Below are 15,677 nucleotides of genomic sequence, written 5' to 3'. Positions count from 1 at the left end.
CCGGTCAGCCGCGGGCGGCGGTGCGGCGGCGGCGGATCACCAGGCCGGCCAGGCCGGCCGCCGCGACACCACCGGTGACCAGCAGCGGGCCGGTGCTGGTGCCGGCCGCGGCCGGGCCCGCGGCGAGCTGCGCGGTGCCGCCGCCGCCGGCCGGGACCGGGTTGACCGGGACCAGCGGGCCGCTGCCCGTGGTCACCGTGACGGTGGCGGACGCGGAGCTGGCGGAGCCGTTGCACTCGACGGAGACGGCGTAGGAGCCGTCGACCGCGTCGGACTTGATGAAGGCCGTACCGTCCCACCCGTCCGAGCCGTCACCCGACGGCGCCAGGGTGACCGCGTCGACGAAGACCTCGGCGCTGGCCTTGGCCTTGGCGCCGGACTTGCAGGAGGCCTTCAGGTGCAGGCTCACCACCCCGCCGGGCGCGACCGTGGCGGGCGAGATGTCCATGCCGGAGCTGGACGACGACGAGGAGGACGACGACGACGAGGACGACGATCCACCGCCCCCCTCGTCGGCGAGTGCCTGCTTCGGCAGCCCGGTCACCCCGCCGACGGCGAGGACGCCGAGGGCACCGGCCGCGGCGATGACGGGCAGTTTCAGACCAAACATGGGGACCTCCGCTCGGCCGGGGGCGGGGACTCGCGCCCGGTGTCTACGAAGATTCCTGTGACCGGCCCGGCGTGCACGCTCGGTGACCCATCAGGGTGACGCGGCCGACACGCAGCGTGATCAGATCTCGGCGACCAGGTCCGCGATGGACTCCACGACCCGGGACGGCTTGAACGGGTAGCGGTCGATGTCGGGCACCGCGGTGAGCCCGGTGAGCACCAGGAAGGTGGTCATGCCGGATTCGAGCCCGGCGAGCACGTCGGTGTCCATCCGGTCGCCGATCATGGCACTGGTCTCGGAGTGCGCGCCGATCGCGTTGAGCCCGGCGCGCATCATCAGCGGGTTGGGCTTGCCGACGAAGTACGGCTCCTGCCCGGTGGCCTTGGTGATCAGCGCGGCGACCGAGCCGGTCGCGGGCAGCAGGCCCTCGGGGGACGGGCCGGTCTCGTCGGGGTTGGTGGCGATGAAGCGCGCGCCGCCGCCGATCAGCCGGATCGCCCGGGTGAGCGCCTCGAAGCTGTAGGTGCGGGTCTCGCCGAGGACCACGTAGTCCGGGTCCTGGTCGGTGAGGATGTAGCCGACGTCGTGCAGCGCGGTGGTCAGGCCCGCCTCGCCGATGACGTAGGCGGTGCCGCCGGGCCGCTGGTCGTCCAGGAACTTCGCGGTGGCCAGCGCCGAGGTCCAGATGTTCGCGACCGGCACGTGCAGGCCCATCCTGGACAGCCGCGCGTGCAGGTCGCGCGGGGTGTAGATGGAGTTGTTGGTGAGCACCAGGAAGGGCTTGCCCGATTCCTTGAGGCCCTTGATGAAGGCGTCGGCGCCGGGGATCGGGGTGCCCTCGTGGATGAGCACCCCGTCCATGTCGGTCAGCCACGAGTCGATGGGCCTGCGGGTCGACACCGGTCGGTCTCCTGTCGTCGTGCCTGGTGGTGCCCCCGGACCGAGCCCGGGGGGAGCGTCGTCACCCGTCGTCCGCGGTACGGATTCGCGCCACGGGCGTGGCGGCGGCACCGGTGTCCCAGCGTAACCGGGGCCGGTGCGGGCCGCCCCGGCCGTCTCGCGTGCTGGTCGGGGTCAGCCCCAGGCCGCCCGGGCGAAGAGCGGGGCCAGGGCGAGCAGCGCGGCGCCCTCGGCGACCGCGCGGGTCCCGGCCGCGGCGAGGCCGACCGGGACCGGGCCGACGGCGGCGGCGACGCCGGCCAGGAAGGCGTCGGGGTCGGCCAGCACGGTGCGGCCGCCGAGCACGACCCGGTCGATGTCCAGCAGCGCCACCAGGTTCGCGGCGCCCACACCGAGCAGCCGGGCGGCGCCCGCGGTGTCGCCGCTGGCGACGGCCGCCAGGCACAGCGCCTCCAGGCAGCCGCGCCTGCCGCACTTGCAGGGCGGCCCGTCGAGCTGCACCACCTGGTGGCCGAACTCGCCCGCGCCGGCCCGCCCGCCGCGGTGGACCCCGCCGCCGAGCACGAGGGCCGCGCCGAGGCCCGTACCGAGGTGCAGATACCCGAACGAGCCGCCGGCCATGGCGCTGTGCGGCTCGGCCAGCACGGACAGGGCCGCCGCGTTGGTGTTCTTGTCGACCGCCACCGGCAGGCCGAGCCCGCGGGCCAGTTCGGTGCGCAGCGGGCAGCCCGACCAGTGCGGGAAGCCGGTGACGCCGTGCAGGGTGCCGGTGCGGTGGTCCAGCGGGCCGCGTATCCCGACGCCGACGCCCAGCACCGGCGCCGGGGCCAGCCCGACGGCGGTCCGCAGCTCGCGCAGCATCGCGGCCAGGCCGTCCGCCACCGGCAGCGCCAGGTCGAGGGGCGCGGCGTGCTCGGCGACCGTACGCCCGGCGAGGTCGGCGACGACGGCGGTCAGCGTCTCGCCGTCGAGGTGCGCCCCGACCGCGCACCGGGCGCCGGCCGCGAGCCGCAGTTCGGTCCGCGGCTTGCCGCCGGTCGAGGCGAGCCGCCCGGCGTCCTCGGCCAGGCCGTCCGCCCGCAGCCGTGCGGTGATCTTGCTGACCGCCTGCGGGGTGAGCCCGGTCCGCTCGGCCAGCTCGGGCCGGCTGATCCCGCCGCTGCCCGGCGCGGTGGCGGCGTCCCGCAGCAGCCCGAGGACGACGGCGGTGTTGTGGCTGCGCAGGGCGGGCAGGTTGGCGCCCGGCCCCGGGGCGGGGGGCGCTGCTGCGGGTGCGGTGGGCGGGGTCACCCCGCCATTGTCCCGCGCGCTTGCACTTTGGCAACACTGTTGCCAAAGTAGCGCCATGAGTTCTCCCGGTATGGCCCCGCTGCGCGTCGCCCTGGTCGGCTACGGCCCGGCCGGCTCCTTCTTCCACGCCCCGCTGATCGCGGCGACCCCGGGGCTGACGCTGGACACCATCGTCACCGGCAACCCGGAGCGCCGAGCCCAGGCCCGTATCGAGCACCCCGGCACCGGCTTCGCCGACACCGCGGACCAGCTGTGGGCGCGGGCCGGCGAACTCGACCTGGTCGTGCTCGCCTCCCCCAACCGCACGCACGTGCCGCTCGCGACCGCCGCGCTGCTGGCCGGACTGCCGGTCGTCGTCGACAAGCCGATGGCCGCCACGGCCGCGGAGGCGCGGGAGCTCGCCGCGCTCGCCCACGACCGGGACCTGCTGCTCAGCGTGTTCCAGAACCGCCGCTGGGACAGCGACTTCCGCACCCTGCGGGCGCTGCTCGAGCGCCGCGAACTGGGCGAGGTGCACCGTTTCGAGTCCCGCTTCGAGCGGTGGCGCCCGCAGCCCAAGGGCGGCTGGCGCGAGTCCGGCGACCCGGCCGAGATCGGCGGCCTGCTCTACGACCTCGGCAGCCACCTGGTCGACCAGGCCCTCACCCTGTTCGGCCCGGCGCAACTCGTCTACGCCGAGTCCGACGTCCGCCGGCCGGGCGCGGCCGCTGACGACGACGACTTCATCGCGATCACGCACGCCGACGGGGTCCGCTCGCACCTGTGGATGTCGGCCACCGCCGCCAGGCTCGGGCCGCGCTTCCGGGTGCTGGGCAGCACCGGCGGCTACGTCACCTACGGCCTCGACTCGCAGGAGGCCGCCCTGCGCGAGGGCCTGCGGCCCGGCGAGGGTGCCGCGTGGGGCGCGGAGCCGGAGTCCGCGTGGGGCACGGCGGGCACCGACGAGAACGTCCGGCTGGTGCCGTCGCTGCCCGGCGACTACCCCGCCTTCTACGCGGCCGTCGAGACCGCCCTGCGCGAGGGCACGCCACCACCGGTCACCGCGCTTGAGGCGGCCGCCGCGATCGAGGTCATCGAGGCGGCCGGGGAGTCCGCCCGCACGGGACAGGCGGTGGCCCTGTGAGCACCGACCGGCTCGCCGACCCGGCGGAACTCGCTGAGCAGGAGCGGGATCTGGTGCTGCCCCGCTTCACCAACGACGATGCGTGGCGGCTCGGCTGCCTGCTGGTCGACCTCGCGCGCGAGCGCGGGGCCGCGGTCACGATCGACATCCGTCGGGGTGGGCAGCAGCTCTTCCACTACGCCCTGGAGGGCACGTCCCCCGACAATGACGCGTGGCTGGACCGCAAGGCCCGGGTCGTGCTGCGCTACGGCGCGTCCTCGCTCGCCGTGGGCGAGCGGTTCCGTGCCAAGGGCACGACGTTCGAGGCCGCGTCCCACCTCGATCCCGCGCTCTTCGCCGCGCACGGCGGGGCGTTCCCCCTGCGGGTCGCCGGCGTCGGCGTGGTCGGCGTCGTGGCCGTCTCCGGCCTCCCCCAGACCACGGACCACGCCCTGGTCGTGACAGCCCTGACCCGATTCCTGACCTAGCCCTGCGGGTGCGTCACGGTGACTGCCACGTGCGCTGGCAGCGCCAGTTCCCCGCGCCCCTGGTGGCTTGCCCTCTCCGCAGAGGGTGACCGTTTTTCAGCGGCGCGAGGAACGGCGCGACCAGCCACAACGCACCAGCAGGCAGCAGGCCACCGCAAGTGGCAACCCCCGAGGGGCGCGGGAACGGCGCGACCAGCCACAACGCACCGGCAGGCGAACCGCCACCGCAAGTGGCACCCCCTCAGGGGCGCGAGGAACCGCGCGAGAAGCCCCCACGCAGCGGCACCCCGCAAGGGTGAGAGGAGCTAGGCAGGTGCGAACACCTGCCGCTGGCGGCCCAGACCCTCGATCGTGAGCTCGACGACATCCCCCGCCCGCAGGTACGGCTTGGGCTCGGGCTGGCCGAGGGCCACCCCGGCGGGGGTGCCCGTGTTGATCACGTCACCCGGGTAGAGCGCCATGAAGTGGCTGAGGTACCGCACGACTTCCGCGACCGGGAAGATCTGGTCGCGCGTGCTGCCGTCCTGGCGCAGCACGCCGTTGACCCACAGCCGCAGGCCGAGCGCCTGCGGGTCGGGGACCTCGTCGGCCGTGACGAGCCACGGCCCGAGCGGGTTGAAGGTCGCGCAGTTCTTGCCCTTGTCCCACTGCCCGCCGCGCTCGGTCTGGAACTCGCGCTCGGAGACGTCGTGCGCGACGGCGTAGCCGGCGACCGCCGCCATGGCCTCGTCCTCGTCCGCCGCGTACCGCAGCTCGCGGCCGATGACGACGGCGAGTTCGACCTCCCAGTCGGTCTTCACGCTGCCCCGCGGCACCAGCACCGTGTCGGTGGGGCCGACCACCGTGTCGGGCGCCTTCATGAAGACCACCGGCTCGGCGGGCGCCTCCGCCCCGGTCTCGGCGGCGTGGTCGTGGTAGTTGAGGCCGATGCAGACGATCTTGCCGATGCCGGTGAGCGGCGGGCCCACCCGCAGCCCGCTCTCGAGCGCGGGCAGCGAGCCGTCGGAGGCCGCGGCGGCGATCCGCGCCAGGGCGCCGGCGTCGGCCAGCAGCGTCCCGTCGATGTCGGTGACGAGCCCGCTGAGGTCCCGTACGACGCCGTCCTTGTCGAGCAGGGCGGGGCGCTCCGCCCCGGCGGGGCCGACTCGCAGCAGTTTCACGGTGGTACTCCGTACGTCAGTGATCCGCGGGGGACGGTCCACGGATGTCATCGGATGTCTGTCCGATCCTCCAATCGCACCCCCTCCGCGCGCAAGCCCTGTTCAGCACCTGGACGTGGCGGCTCCGCAGGCCACGCCGCTGGCAGGGGCAGCGCAGAGGTCGGAGCGGCGCCCGGGGTCAGCCGCCCGCGACCCGCGACAGCGTGAAGATCAGCAGGCCGACCAGCGCACCGACGACCGTGCCGTTGATCCGGATGAACTGCAGGTCACGGCCCACATGCGCCTCGATCTTGCGGGAGGTCTGCTCGGCGTCCCAGCCGGCCACCGTCTCGCTGATCAGCGAGGTGATCTGGTCGCGGTAGGTGGTGACCAGATACGTGGCCGCCTCCTCCAGCCAGCTGTCGACCTTCGCCTGCAGCCGCGGGTCGCCGGACATCCGGCCGCCGAGGGTGAGCAGTGACGCCTTGGTGCGCAGCCGCAGTTCGCTCTGCTCGTCCTCGGCGGCGGCCACCATCATCGCCCGCACCGACCCCCACACCGAGGCGATCAGGTCCTGCACCTCGGGGCGGGCCAGCAGGTCGTTCTTGAGGCGTTCGACGCGCTGCCGGGTGTCGGGGTCGGACTGCAGCTCGGCGGCGAAGTCGCCGAGGAAGCGGTCGACGGCGTCGCGCGCAGGGTGCCGGGGGGAGTCCCGCATCTCGGTGACGAAACGCAGCAGCTCCTTGTAGACCCGCTCGCCGACCTTGCGGTCCACGAACCGCGGGGTCCAGCCTGGGGCGCCGCCCTGGACGGCGTCCATCACCGAGTCGCCGTGCTCGACCAGCCAGTCGTGGGCGCGGACGCACACCAGGTCCACCAGCCGGCGGTGGCCGCCGTCGGCGACGATCCCCTCCAGCAGCTTGCCGAGGCCTGGGGCGACCTCCTGGGCCTCGGCCCGCCGGGTGATCGCCTCGCTGACCACCGCCTGCACGTCGGAGTCCCGCAGCACGGTCAGCAGCCCCCGCAGCGTCGCCGCGGCCTGCTCCGTCACCCGGTCGGCGTTGGCGGGGTCGGCCACCCAGGTGCCCAGCCGGGAGGCGATGCCGACCGCCCGCAGCCGGGTGCGGACGACCTCGGCGGACAGGAAGTTCTCGCCGACGAAGTCGCCGAGGCTGGCGCCCAGCGCGTCCTTCTTGGTCGGGATGATCGCGGTGTGCGGGATGGGCAGCCCCAGCGGGCGGCGGAAGAGCGCGGTGACCGCGAACCAGTCCGCCATCGCGCCCACCATGCCCGCCTCGGCCGCGGCCGCCACGTAGGCCGCCCACGCCCCGGCGTCACGGGAGTCCGCCCACTTGGCCAGGGCGTAGACCACCGTGGCGACGGCGAGGAAGCCGGTCGCGATCAGCTTCATCCGGCGCACCCCGCGGCGCCGCTCCGCGTCCGGGTCGACCGCCCCCGGTGCCGCGCCCGGTCCCGCCTCCACCTGATTCACCCGCATGTCCACCTGCGTATTGTTGCCCCCGCTGACAGTCTTGGAACGTACGGCGGGTTCCCGGCGCCTCCCGAGGGCGCGCTTGCGTTCCCGCGGACAGGAGCGGCACCCGTATGGCAGCGCAGCGCACCGCGGGCGGCGGACCCGCCGGACTGGCGGACTACGCCCGGCAGTCCGAGGCTCCGGAAGGCTACCTGGACTTCGCCCGCTACGGCCCGCCGCCGCGCGCGGTGCTTGCCGCCACCGCGGACGCGCTGGGCCGCTCGGCGCGGGCCGACCACGACACGGTCAACGACCTGATGCGGGCCGACCTGCGCGCCCGGGAGTCCGCCGCCCGGCTGGCCGGCACCGACGCCGAGCACACCGTGCTGCTGCCCAACGCCTCGACCGGGCTGTTCCAGGCCGCCTTCGGCATCCCGTCCGGCACGGTCCTGGTGCCCGTCGCGGACTTCCCCGCCAACCACTACCCGTGGCGCCGGGCCGCCGCCGCGGGGCTCACGGTGCCGCGCTGGCTGCCGGGCGACGCGCACGGCTGGATCACGCCGGAGACCGTACGGGCGGCGCTCACCGACGACGTCGTCGCCGTCTCGCTGAGCGCGGTGGACTTCCGCACCGGCTACCGCGCCGACCTGGCCGCGCTGCGCGAGGTCATCGGGCCCGACCGGCTGCTGGTGGTCGACGCCATGCAGGCCTTCGGGGTGGCCGACCTGCCCTGGCAGGCCGCCGACGTCGTCGTGACCGGCGGCCAGAAGTGGCTGCGGGCCAGCTGGTCCACCGGGTTCGCCGCGCTCTCCGACCGGGCGCTGGAACGCCTGGAGCCGACCCTGACCGGCTGGACCGGCGTGGACGACGTCGCCCTCTTCGACGACCGGGAGCACTCCCCCGCCGCCGGCGCGGGCCGGCTGAGCATCACCAACCTCAGCCCGGTCGCCGCGGCCGCCTTCGCCGCCGCGCTCGACCTGGTCGAGAAGGTCGGCGTGCCGGCGATCGAGGCGCAGGTCAGCGGCCTGGTCGACCGGCTCATCGACGCGGTGCGCGAGCACGGCGGCGAGATCCTGTCCGCGACCGACCCCGGCCGGCGGGCCGGCATCGTCTCCTTCCGCCTGCCGGAGGTGGAGGCGGCGACGGTCGCCAAGGCGCTGCACGCGCACGGCGTCACCCCCACGGTCCGCCCGGACTCGGTCCGGCTGTCCCCGCACGCCTCCACCCCCTCGGCCGCCGTGGACCTGGTGCGGGCCGCCCTGGCGTCACTCCGCTGAGGCGCCCCGATCCCTGGGGTGTGCTAAACAGGGAGTAACCAAAGGGGCATTTTGCAGCAGCTCACGCTCGGAATCATGTCGCACACCCGCAAGGAAAACGAGCACCGCCTGCCCGTTCACCCCGCACATTTCGACCGCATAGCCGCCGATATCCGCCGGAACATCTTTCTGGAGTCCGGTTACGGAGAATATTTCGGTGTCACGGACAGCGCGCTGGCGCCGCTGGTCGGCGGTTTCCGCTCCCGCGCCGAACTCATCGCAGAATGCGATGTCATCCTGCTGGCCAAACCGCTCCACGAGGACCTCGGAGAACTGCGCGAGGGCCAGGTGCTGTGGGGCTGGCCGCACTGCGTGCAGGACGAGAAGGTCACCCAGACCGCCATCGACCGCAGGCTGACCGTGATCGCCTTCGAGGCGATGAACCACTGGGGCCGCGGCGGCACCTTCAACCTGCACGTCTTCCACAAGAACAACGAGCTGGCCGGCTACTCCTCGGTCCTGCACGCGATGCAGCTGACCGGCGCCACCGGCGACTACGGGCGGCGGCAGCGCGCGGTGGTGATCGGCTTCGGCGCGACCGCCCGCGGCGCGGTGACCGCGCTCAGCGCGCTGGGCGTGCACGACGTCGACGTGCTGACGGCCCGCGGCGTCACCGCGGTGAGCTCGCCGATCCACTCGGCCCGCATCGTCCACTTCGACCACGACGAGGCCGACGACACCAACGACCCGCGGCGCAGCGTCGCCCTCACCGAGGACGGCCCCGTACCGCTGGCCGGATTCCTCGCCCAGCACGACATCATCGTCAACTGCGTGCTCCAGGACACCGACTCGCCGCTGATGTTCCTCATCGACGACGACCTTCCCGCGCTCGCTCCCGGAAGTCTCGTCATCGACGTCTCGTGCGACGAGGGCATGGGATTCGAATGGGCGCGGCCGACGACTTTCACCGACCCGATGTTCACCGTCGGCGACAACGTCCACTATTACGGCGTCGACCACAGCCCCTCCTATCTGTGGAATTCCGCCACCTGGGAGAACAGCGAGGCGCTGATCCCGTATCTGCGCCCGGTGCTCGAAGGCCCGGCAGGCTGGGACGGCGACGAGACGATCCGGCGGGCCATCGAGATCCGCGGCGGCACCGTGCAGAATCCGAAGGTGCTGGCCTTCCAGCACCGCTCGGCGCAGTACCCGCACCCGCACGAGTGACCCAATGGGCCCGTACCCGTGGGCGGGGTCAGCCCAGTTCCAGGGTGGTCGTGCCGAAGACCGCTTCGGTGCGGGTGTACGGGGGCGGGCCCGAGTACATGCGGGTGCAGCGGGACGATTCGGTCAGGCCGCGGCCGGTGGCCAGCGCGGTGGCCGCCTGATGACGGTCCGGCACATCGATGGAGACCTCGCCGTCGGCCGCGAGGCCGGCGGTGAGGGCGTCGAAGAGCGCCGCCGCGCCCTCGGGGGTGTCCGCGAACAGCGGGCCGATACGGGAGCCCCGGCGGGCGGGGCGGACGACGCCGTAACCGGTCACGTGGCCGTCGCCGTCGAGCAGCACGCGCGCGGTGTGCCCGTCGGCGGTGAGCCACCGGCTCAGGAAGGCGTGCCGCTCCGCCGGGAAGCACCCGCTGTCGTAGGCGCTGATCGCGTCCAGGTGGTACGGCGTCACCGACCCGACCGTGCCGGCGCCCGCCGGTGGCTCCGCGGGCGCGGGCCGGCCCGGGCGGCCGGTGTAGCGGACGTTGTCGTAGGCCGGGACGAAGCCGGCGCGTATGTAGAGCTCCTGCTGCGCGGGCACCGCGTCGAGCCCGATGACCCGCCCCTTGGCGTGCGGCAGCGCCGCGTTCCAGGTGGCCATGCCCAGGCCGGTGCCGCGGTGGTCGGGGTGGACCAGGTAGTGGCCGAGGAAGGCGTAGTCGGGTGAGTAGGCCACGACCGAGACCGCCGAGACGATGCGGCCGTCCAGGCGGCCGACCAGGAAGCCGGCCGGGTCGGTGGGGCGGAAGCACGCGGCGTCGCCGCGGCCGGGGTTCCAGCCCTCCGCCGCGGCCCACGCCACGATCTCGTCCCAGTCCGCGGCGGTCGCCTCGGCGACGGTGAAGTCCTCCCGCACATGAACTCCTTGTCTCGGGTCCCGGGTCCCCCTCACAACGGACGGCCCGGTATGGACGGTTCCGGGGATGTTACGCCGACCCGTACATCCGGGCGATGACATCTTCGATCGCGGGTTCGCGGACCGAGAGGTCCACCAGCGGGTGGCGCGCGGCGAGCGCGGAGACCAGCGGCGCCGCGCTGTCACCGGCCGGGAACGCCAGCCACTGGCGCGGGCCCTCGCTGCGTACCCAGCGCGCACCCGGCACCTCCACCGGCGGCAGCTCGCCGGCGAAGTCGACGACCAGGGTGCGCTCCGACTCGCCGACCGCGTGCAGCCCGTGGAGGCCGCCGTCGTACATCAGCCGGCCGTGGTCGATGACCATCACCCGGCTGCACAGCGTCTCGATGTCGGTGAGGTCGTGCGTGGTGAGCAGCACCGTGGTGCCGCGTTCTGCGTTGACGGCGCGCAGGAAGTCGCGGACCTTGGACTTGCTGACGACGTCCAGGCCGATCGTCGGCTCGTCCAGATACAGCACCTCCGGGTCGTGCAGCAGCGCCGCCGCGATGTCGCCGCGCATCCGCTGGCCGAGCGAGAGCTGCCGCACCGGCACGTCGAGCAGCGGCCCGAGGTCGAGCAGCTCGACGCAGGCGGCCAGGTTGCGGGCGTAGCGGGCGTCCTCGATCCGGTACATCCTGCGGACCAGCTGGTAGGAGTCGCGCAGCGGCAGGTCCCACCACAACGTCGTGCGCTGCCCGAAGACGACACCGATCCTGCGGGCCAGGCGGGTGCGTTCCCTGGCCGGGTCGATGCCGGCGACGAGCACCCGGCCGCCGCTGGGGTTGAGGATCCCGGTGAGCATCTTGATGGTGGTGGACTTGCCTGCGCCGTTCGGCCCGATGTAGCCGACCATCTCGCCGCGCGGCACGGTGAAGGAGATGCCGTCGACCGCTCTGACCTGCCGGCGCTCCCTGCGCAGCGAGCCGGCGACCTTGCGGCGTACGTCGAAGACCTTCTCGACGCCGTCCAGGACGATCATCGGCTGCGCGGACTCGGCCACGGCCCTCAACTCCCGGTACTGCGGTAGGAACGGATGCCCGCGCGCCACACCAGGCCGGCCAGCGCGCAGCACGCGCAGGCCACCGCCGGCGCGAGGAAGTCCACCCAGCCGGGCAGGCCGAGCGGGTCGGGCCGGCCCAGGACGCGCAGCACGGGCAGCCAGTTGACGAAGGCCAGCGGCACCACGAAGGTGACGCCCCGCACCAGCTCGCGGGCGAACAGCCCCGGCGGGTACTGCAGCATCGTGGTGCCGCCGTAGGTCACCGAGCTCTGGACCTCGGCGGCGTCCCCGGCCCAGAACTGGAAGGCGCCGCCGGCGACGTAGACCGCGCAGAAGATCGCCGCGCCCGTCGGCAGCGTCACCGCCAGCAGCAGCACCTTCACCGGCGTCCAGTCCACGTCGACCCGCAGCAGCGACCAGGCCAGCACCAGGGCGCCCTGGGTGAGCCGGCCGAGCCTGCGCAGCGCGAAGCGGTCGGCGGCCACCTGCGCCAGCACCGGGGCCGGGCGCAGCAGCAGGGTGTCGAAGGTGCCGTCCCGCACCCGGCTGCCCAACCGGGCCATCGAGCCCACCAGCAGGTCGGCCAGGCCGAAGGAGGTGCTCGTGGTGCCGTAGAGCAGGGCGACCTCGGGAAGGGTGAAGCCGCCCAGCGTCTCGATGTGCGAGAACATCAGCAGGATCGTCACGAAGTCCAGCGCGGTGCCGCCGAAGTTGCCCAGCGCGGTCATCACGAAGGACGCCCGGTAGGCCATCGTGGAGCGCACCCACATCCCGACGAGCAGCCGGTAGACCCGCACGCTCTCGGCGACCGGGCCCGGCTCGCGCACCCGGGCCGGCTTGGGCGGCGCCGCGGCCCGCGGCTCCAGTTCCGCCTCAGCCACCCTGCACCACCACCCGGCGCGTCGCGACCGCCTGCAGCAGCCGCCCGGCGGCCAGCAGCGCCGCCGCCCAGCCGGCCTGGAAGGCCAGCGCGCGCACGGCGCCCGTGCCGCGGTGCTGCCCGAGCAGCAGGTCGGCGGGGATCTGCAGCATCGCCGACCAGGGCAGCGTGCGGGCCACCTCGCCCAGGCCGCCGGGAAACGCGTTCAGCGGCAGCGACATCCCGGAGAAGAACAGCCCGGTGATCCACGCGACCTGCGTGATCCCCGCCCCGTCGAGCAGCCAGAACGCGCTCAGCGCCACCAGGTAGCGGATCGCGAAGCTCACCAGCGCGCCCAGCGCCATGGACAGCGCGAACAGCGCCCACCGCACCGCGGAGGACGGCAGCGCCAGCTCGAAGACCAGCGCCCCGCAGAGGACCGGCGCCACGCCCCGGCCCAGCACCTGGAAGCCCGCCCTGCCCATGTCCGCCGCCAGCCACCAGCGCTGCAGGTCCGCGGGGCGGTAGAGGTCGACGGCGATGTCGCCGGATCTGATCCGGTCCATCAGCTCGTCCTCGAAGCCGCCGCCCATCAGCGCCATCGTCGAGAGCACACCCTGCCCGATCCACACGTACGTCAGCGCCTGCGCCTCGGTGTAGCCGCCCAGATGCGGGCGCTGATCCCACAGCGCGACATAGCTGTACGAGATGATCAGGCCGAAAACCGTATTCGTGCACACCCCCGCCACTGTGGCCATGCGATACGTCGCGTAACGCCGGAAACTGCGGACCACGACGGCGCCGTAGAAGCCGCCCATTACCCCCGCCTCTCCGCCGGAGAACACCGGAAAGCGCCCGGCGGAAAACCGGTGGACCCACCCGGACCGCCCGGCACACAAGCGGCCGAGCCTAGTGTGCGGCGCGCCGCAGATTCCACCGGTTTTCCCTCGCGCGGGTGAACGCGAGGGGCCGCCCGGCCTGTCACAGCCTCGTCACGGATGCGTGCCGTCCGATCCCGTCGGACAGATGATGCGACAGTGTGGGAGGAGGTCACACATGGGGCGTACGTACGCGTACGTGCACGTCCATGCCGATCGGCCCAGGTTTTTCCGCCGCGGACCCAACCCACACGGCGGATGAGGAGTCCCTACAGATATGAGCGACACGCACCACGGGACCGCCGCAGGCGGCGGCGGGCGGCCCCGCAGGACCGGCCTGCGCCGCCTGCTGCCCACCTGGCGGACGATCTTCGGACTCCTGCTGACCGCTCTCGTCCTGCTGCTCGGCGGCTTCTTCGTCGGCTACGCCCTGGTGTCCATCCCCGACCCGAACGCGGCGGCCGTCGCGCAGAGCAACGTCTACTACTACTCCGACGGCAAGACCGAGCTGGCCCGTGACGGCGCCGTCAACCGGCAGAACGTCTCGCTGGCCCAGGTCTCCAGAACCGCCCAGCAAGCCGTGCTCTCCGCGGAGGACCGCAATTTCTACCACGAATCCGCGGTCAGCCCGAAATCGATGCTGCGGGCGGCCTGGAATACCGCGAACGGCAAGGGCAGGCAGTCCGGGTCCACCATCACCCAGCAATATGTGAAGAATTACTACCTGAACCAGAACCAGACGGCGTCACGCAAGGCCAAGGAATTCTTCATCGCGATCAAACTCGATCGCAACGAGTCCAAGGACCAGATCCTCGAGGGCTATCTCAACACCAGCTACTACGGGCGCAACGCGTACGGCATCCAGGCCGCCTCGCAGGCCTATTTCGACGAGGACGCCGCGGACCTGACCACCGCGCAGGGCGCCTACATCGCCACGCTGCTCAACGCCCCCAGCGAGTACGACCTGGCCGCCCACCCGGAGAACGCGGCGGCGGCCAAGGGCCGCTGGAACTACGTGCTCGACGGCATGGTCAAGGAGGGCTGGCTCAGCACCGCCCAGCGCAACGCCGCGCAGTTCCCGGTCATAGGAAAGCCCAAGCCGATCGCCAGCAAGGCCGGCCAGCGCGGCTACATCATCGAGGCCGTCAACCAGTATCTGGACGAGCACCACATCGTGGACTCCGACTCGCTGCGGCTCGGCGGCTACCGCATCGTCACCAGCATCCAGAAGCCGAAGGAAGACGCGTTCGTCTCGGCCGCGCAGGCCAAGATCTACGACAAGCTCGGCCACAAGACCGCCGACAAGTACGTACGCGCCGGCGGCGCCTCCATCGACCCGGCCACCGGTGACGTCGTCGCCCTCTACGGCGGCGTCGACTACACCAAGCAGTACGTCAGCAGCGCCACCAACGCGACCTACCCGCCGGGCTCCACCTTCAAGCCGGTCGTCCTGGCCGCCGCCCTGCAGCACGGCTCCACCACCCAGGACGGCGAGACCATCACCCCGACCACCGTCTACGACGGCGAGAACAAACGCCCCGTCGTCGGCCCGCACGGCCCGGTCGGCTACGCCCCGGCCAACGAGGACAACGCGACCTACGGCCGGATCAACGTCACCCGCGCCATGGACAAGTCCGTCAACGCCGTCTACGCCCAGATGGCCCAGGACGTCGGCACCCAGAAGGTCATCGACACCGCCCGCGAACTGGGCATGCCCGACGACGTCAAGATCCCCACCACCCCCGCGATGGCACTCGGCTCCTTCGGCGCGAGCCCGCTGGACATGGCGCAGGTCTACGCCACCCTCGCCAACCACGGCAAGGAAGTCCCCTACACCCTGGTGCACAAGGTCACCAAGGACGGCGACGACCTGACGCTGCCCAAGCGCGAGGCCAAGCAGGCCGTACCGCAGGAGGCCGCCGACACCGTCACCTCGGTGCTGCGCAGCGTCGTGGAGAGCTCCGGCGCCACCGCCGTCGTCGCCCAGGACTCCGGCTGGCCGTCCGCCGCCAAGACCGGCACCGCGGAGGACGACAAGGCCGCCTGGTTCGCCGGCTACACCCCGAAACTGGCCACCGTGGTCGCCGTCCTCGGCATGAACCCCGACAACGGCCGCCAGGAGAAGCTCTACCACGCGATGAACCAGCCGCGGATCAACGGCGGCGGCCCGCCCGGCCAGGTCTGGGCGGCCTACACGGCCAACGCGCTGCACGACGTGCCGGTCAAGGACTTCGACCTGAAGGTGACCAAGGACCTGCCGCCGTCGGAATCACCCTCCGACGAGCCCACCACCGAGGAGCCCACCACGGAGGAGCCGCCGGCCAGCGAGCCCCCGCCGAGCAGCGAGCCGCCGCACAGCTCCCCGCCGAGCAGCGAGCCGGCCGAGCCGCCGGAGCCGCCCACGGACCCGCCGTCCGAGCAGCCGAGCACCGCCCCGCCGACGTTGGACCCGCTCGGCGGCCTCACCGGCGGCCCGGGCGGCACCCCGGACGGGCCCGGCGGTGCGACCGGCGGATAGCG

14 protein-coding genes are annotated in these 15,677 nt (G+C 73.0%); 5 read left to right on the top strand and 9 right to left on the bottom strand.

From position 1 onward, the window contains the following. Positions 1-4 precede the first annotated feature (4 nt). The 3 genes from OG702_RS23930 to OG702_RS23920 all read right to left on the bottom strand — a co-directional run bounded on the left by OG702_RS23930 (position 5) and on the right by OG702_RS23920 (position 2,800). A complete protein-coding gene (locus OG702_RS23930; RefSeq protein ID WP_327290987.1) occupies positions 5-610 on the bottom strand; it encodes a hypothetical protein in 606 nt (201 codons plus the stop codon). A gap of 120 nt (positions 611-730) precedes the next feature. Continuing rightward, entirely contained in the window at positions 731-1,510 is a 780-nt protein-coding gene (locus OG702_RS23925) for an HAD-IIA family hydrolase (RefSeq protein WP_327290986.1), read from the bottom strand. 174 nt (positions 1,511-1,684) lie between these two features. After that, entirely contained in the window at positions 1,685-2,800 is a 1,116-nt protein-coding gene (locus OG702_RS23920) for an ROK family transcriptional regulator (RefSeq protein WP_327290985.1), read from the bottom strand. 55 nt (positions 2,801-2,855) lie between these two features. On the opposite strand from OG702_RS23920, the gene OG702_RS23915 reads away from it, so the two are divergent. Continuing rightward, positions 2,856-3,923, top strand: coding sequence for a Gfo/Idh/MocA family oxidoreductase (locus tag OG702_RS23915; RefSeq protein WP_327290984.1), 1,068 nt, complete (start codon positions 2,856-2,858; stop codon positions 3,921-3,923). Beyond that, entirely contained in the window at positions 3,920-4,390 is a 471-nt protein-coding gene (locus OG702_RS23910; RefSeq protein WP_327290982.1) for a heme-degrading domain-containing protein, read from the top strand. The genes OG702_RS23915 and OG702_RS23910 overlap by 4 nt, the downstream gene beginning before the upstream one ends. A 305-nt stretch (positions 4,391-4,695) precedes the next feature. On the opposite strand, the gene OG702_RS23905 is transcribed toward OG702_RS23910, so the two are convergent. Continuing rightward, positions 4,696-5,550, bottom strand: a complete 855-nt coding sequence (locus OG702_RS23905; RefSeq protein ID WP_327290981.1) for a fumarylacetoacetate hydrolase family protein — start codon at positions 5,548-5,550, stop codon at positions 4,696-4,698. A gap of 178 nt (positions 5,551-5,728) precedes the next feature. Continuing rightward, entirely contained in the window at positions 5,729-7,027 is a 1,299-nt protein-coding gene (locus tag OG702_RS23900; protein WP_327290980.1) for a DUF445 domain-containing protein, read from the bottom strand. Positions 7,028-7,134: 107 nt separating this feature from the next. Here OG702_RS23900 and OG702_RS23895 point away from each other — a divergent pair, with 107 nt between their 5' ends. Together OG702_RS23895 and OG702_RS23890 are read left to right on the top strand one after the other, a co-directional pair. Then, positions 7,135-8,280, top strand: a complete 1,146-nt coding sequence (locus tag OG702_RS23895) for an aminotransferase class V-fold PLP-dependent enzyme (protein WP_327290979.1) — start codon at positions 7,135-7,137, stop codon at positions 8,278-8,280. A 51-nt stretch (positions 8,281-8,331) separates the two neighbouring features. Continuing rightward, a complete protein-coding gene (locus tag OG702_RS23890; protein ID WP_327290978.1) occupies positions 8,332-9,486 on the top strand; it encodes a N(5)-(carboxyethyl)ornithine synthase in 1,155 nt (384 codons plus the stop codon). A gap of 28 nt (positions 9,487-9,514) precedes the next feature. Here OG702_RS23890 and OG702_RS23885 read toward each other — a convergent pair whose 3' ends face one another. The 4 genes from OG702_RS23885 to OG702_RS23870 form a co-directional block, all read right to left on the bottom strand. After that, positions 9,515-10,381 (bottom strand): GNAT family N-acetyltransferase, encoded by an 867-nt coding sequence (locus OG702_RS23885; RefSeq protein ID WP_327290977.1) that lies wholly within the window; start codon positions 10,379-10,381, stop codon positions 9,515-9,517. A 70-nt stretch (positions 10,382-10,451) separates the two neighbouring features. Further along, on the bottom strand, positions 10,452-11,399 hold the full coding sequence (locus OG702_RS23880) for an ABC transporter ATP-binding protein (RefSeq protein WP_327293342.1): 948 nt from the start codon (positions 11,397-11,399) through the stop codon (positions 10,452-10,454). A 26-nt stretch (positions 11,400-11,425) separates the two neighbouring features. After that, positions 11,426-12,247, bottom strand: coding sequence for an ABC transporter permease (locus tag OG702_RS23875; RefSeq protein ID WP_327293341.1), 822 nt, complete (start codon positions 12,245-12,247; stop codon positions 11,426-11,428). A gap of 46 nt (positions 12,248-12,293) precedes the next feature. Continuing rightward, a complete protein-coding gene (locus tag OG702_RS23870) occupies positions 12,294-13,097 on the bottom strand; it encodes an ABC transporter permease (protein WP_327290976.1) in 804 nt (267 codons plus the stop codon). 337 nt (positions 13,098-13,434) lie between these two features. Here OG702_RS23870 and OG702_RS23865 point away from each other — a divergent pair, with 337 nt between their 5' ends. Then, a complete protein-coding gene (locus OG702_RS23865) occupies positions 13,435-15,675 on the top strand; it encodes a transglycosylase domain-containing protein (RefSeq protein ID WP_327290975.1) in 2,241 nt (746 codons plus the stop codon). The last annotated feature ends 2 nt before the right edge of the window (positions 15,676-15,677 follow it).

This window comes from Streptomyces sp. NBC_01198, assembly GCF_036010485.1.
In the GTDB taxonomy this organism is placed as follows: Bacteria; Actinomycetota; Actinomycetes; order Streptomycetales; family Streptomycetaceae; genus Actinacidiphila.
The sequence above is the reverse complement of the archived record's forward strand: the minus strand, read 5'-3'. Positions and strand labels throughout refer to the sequence as shown.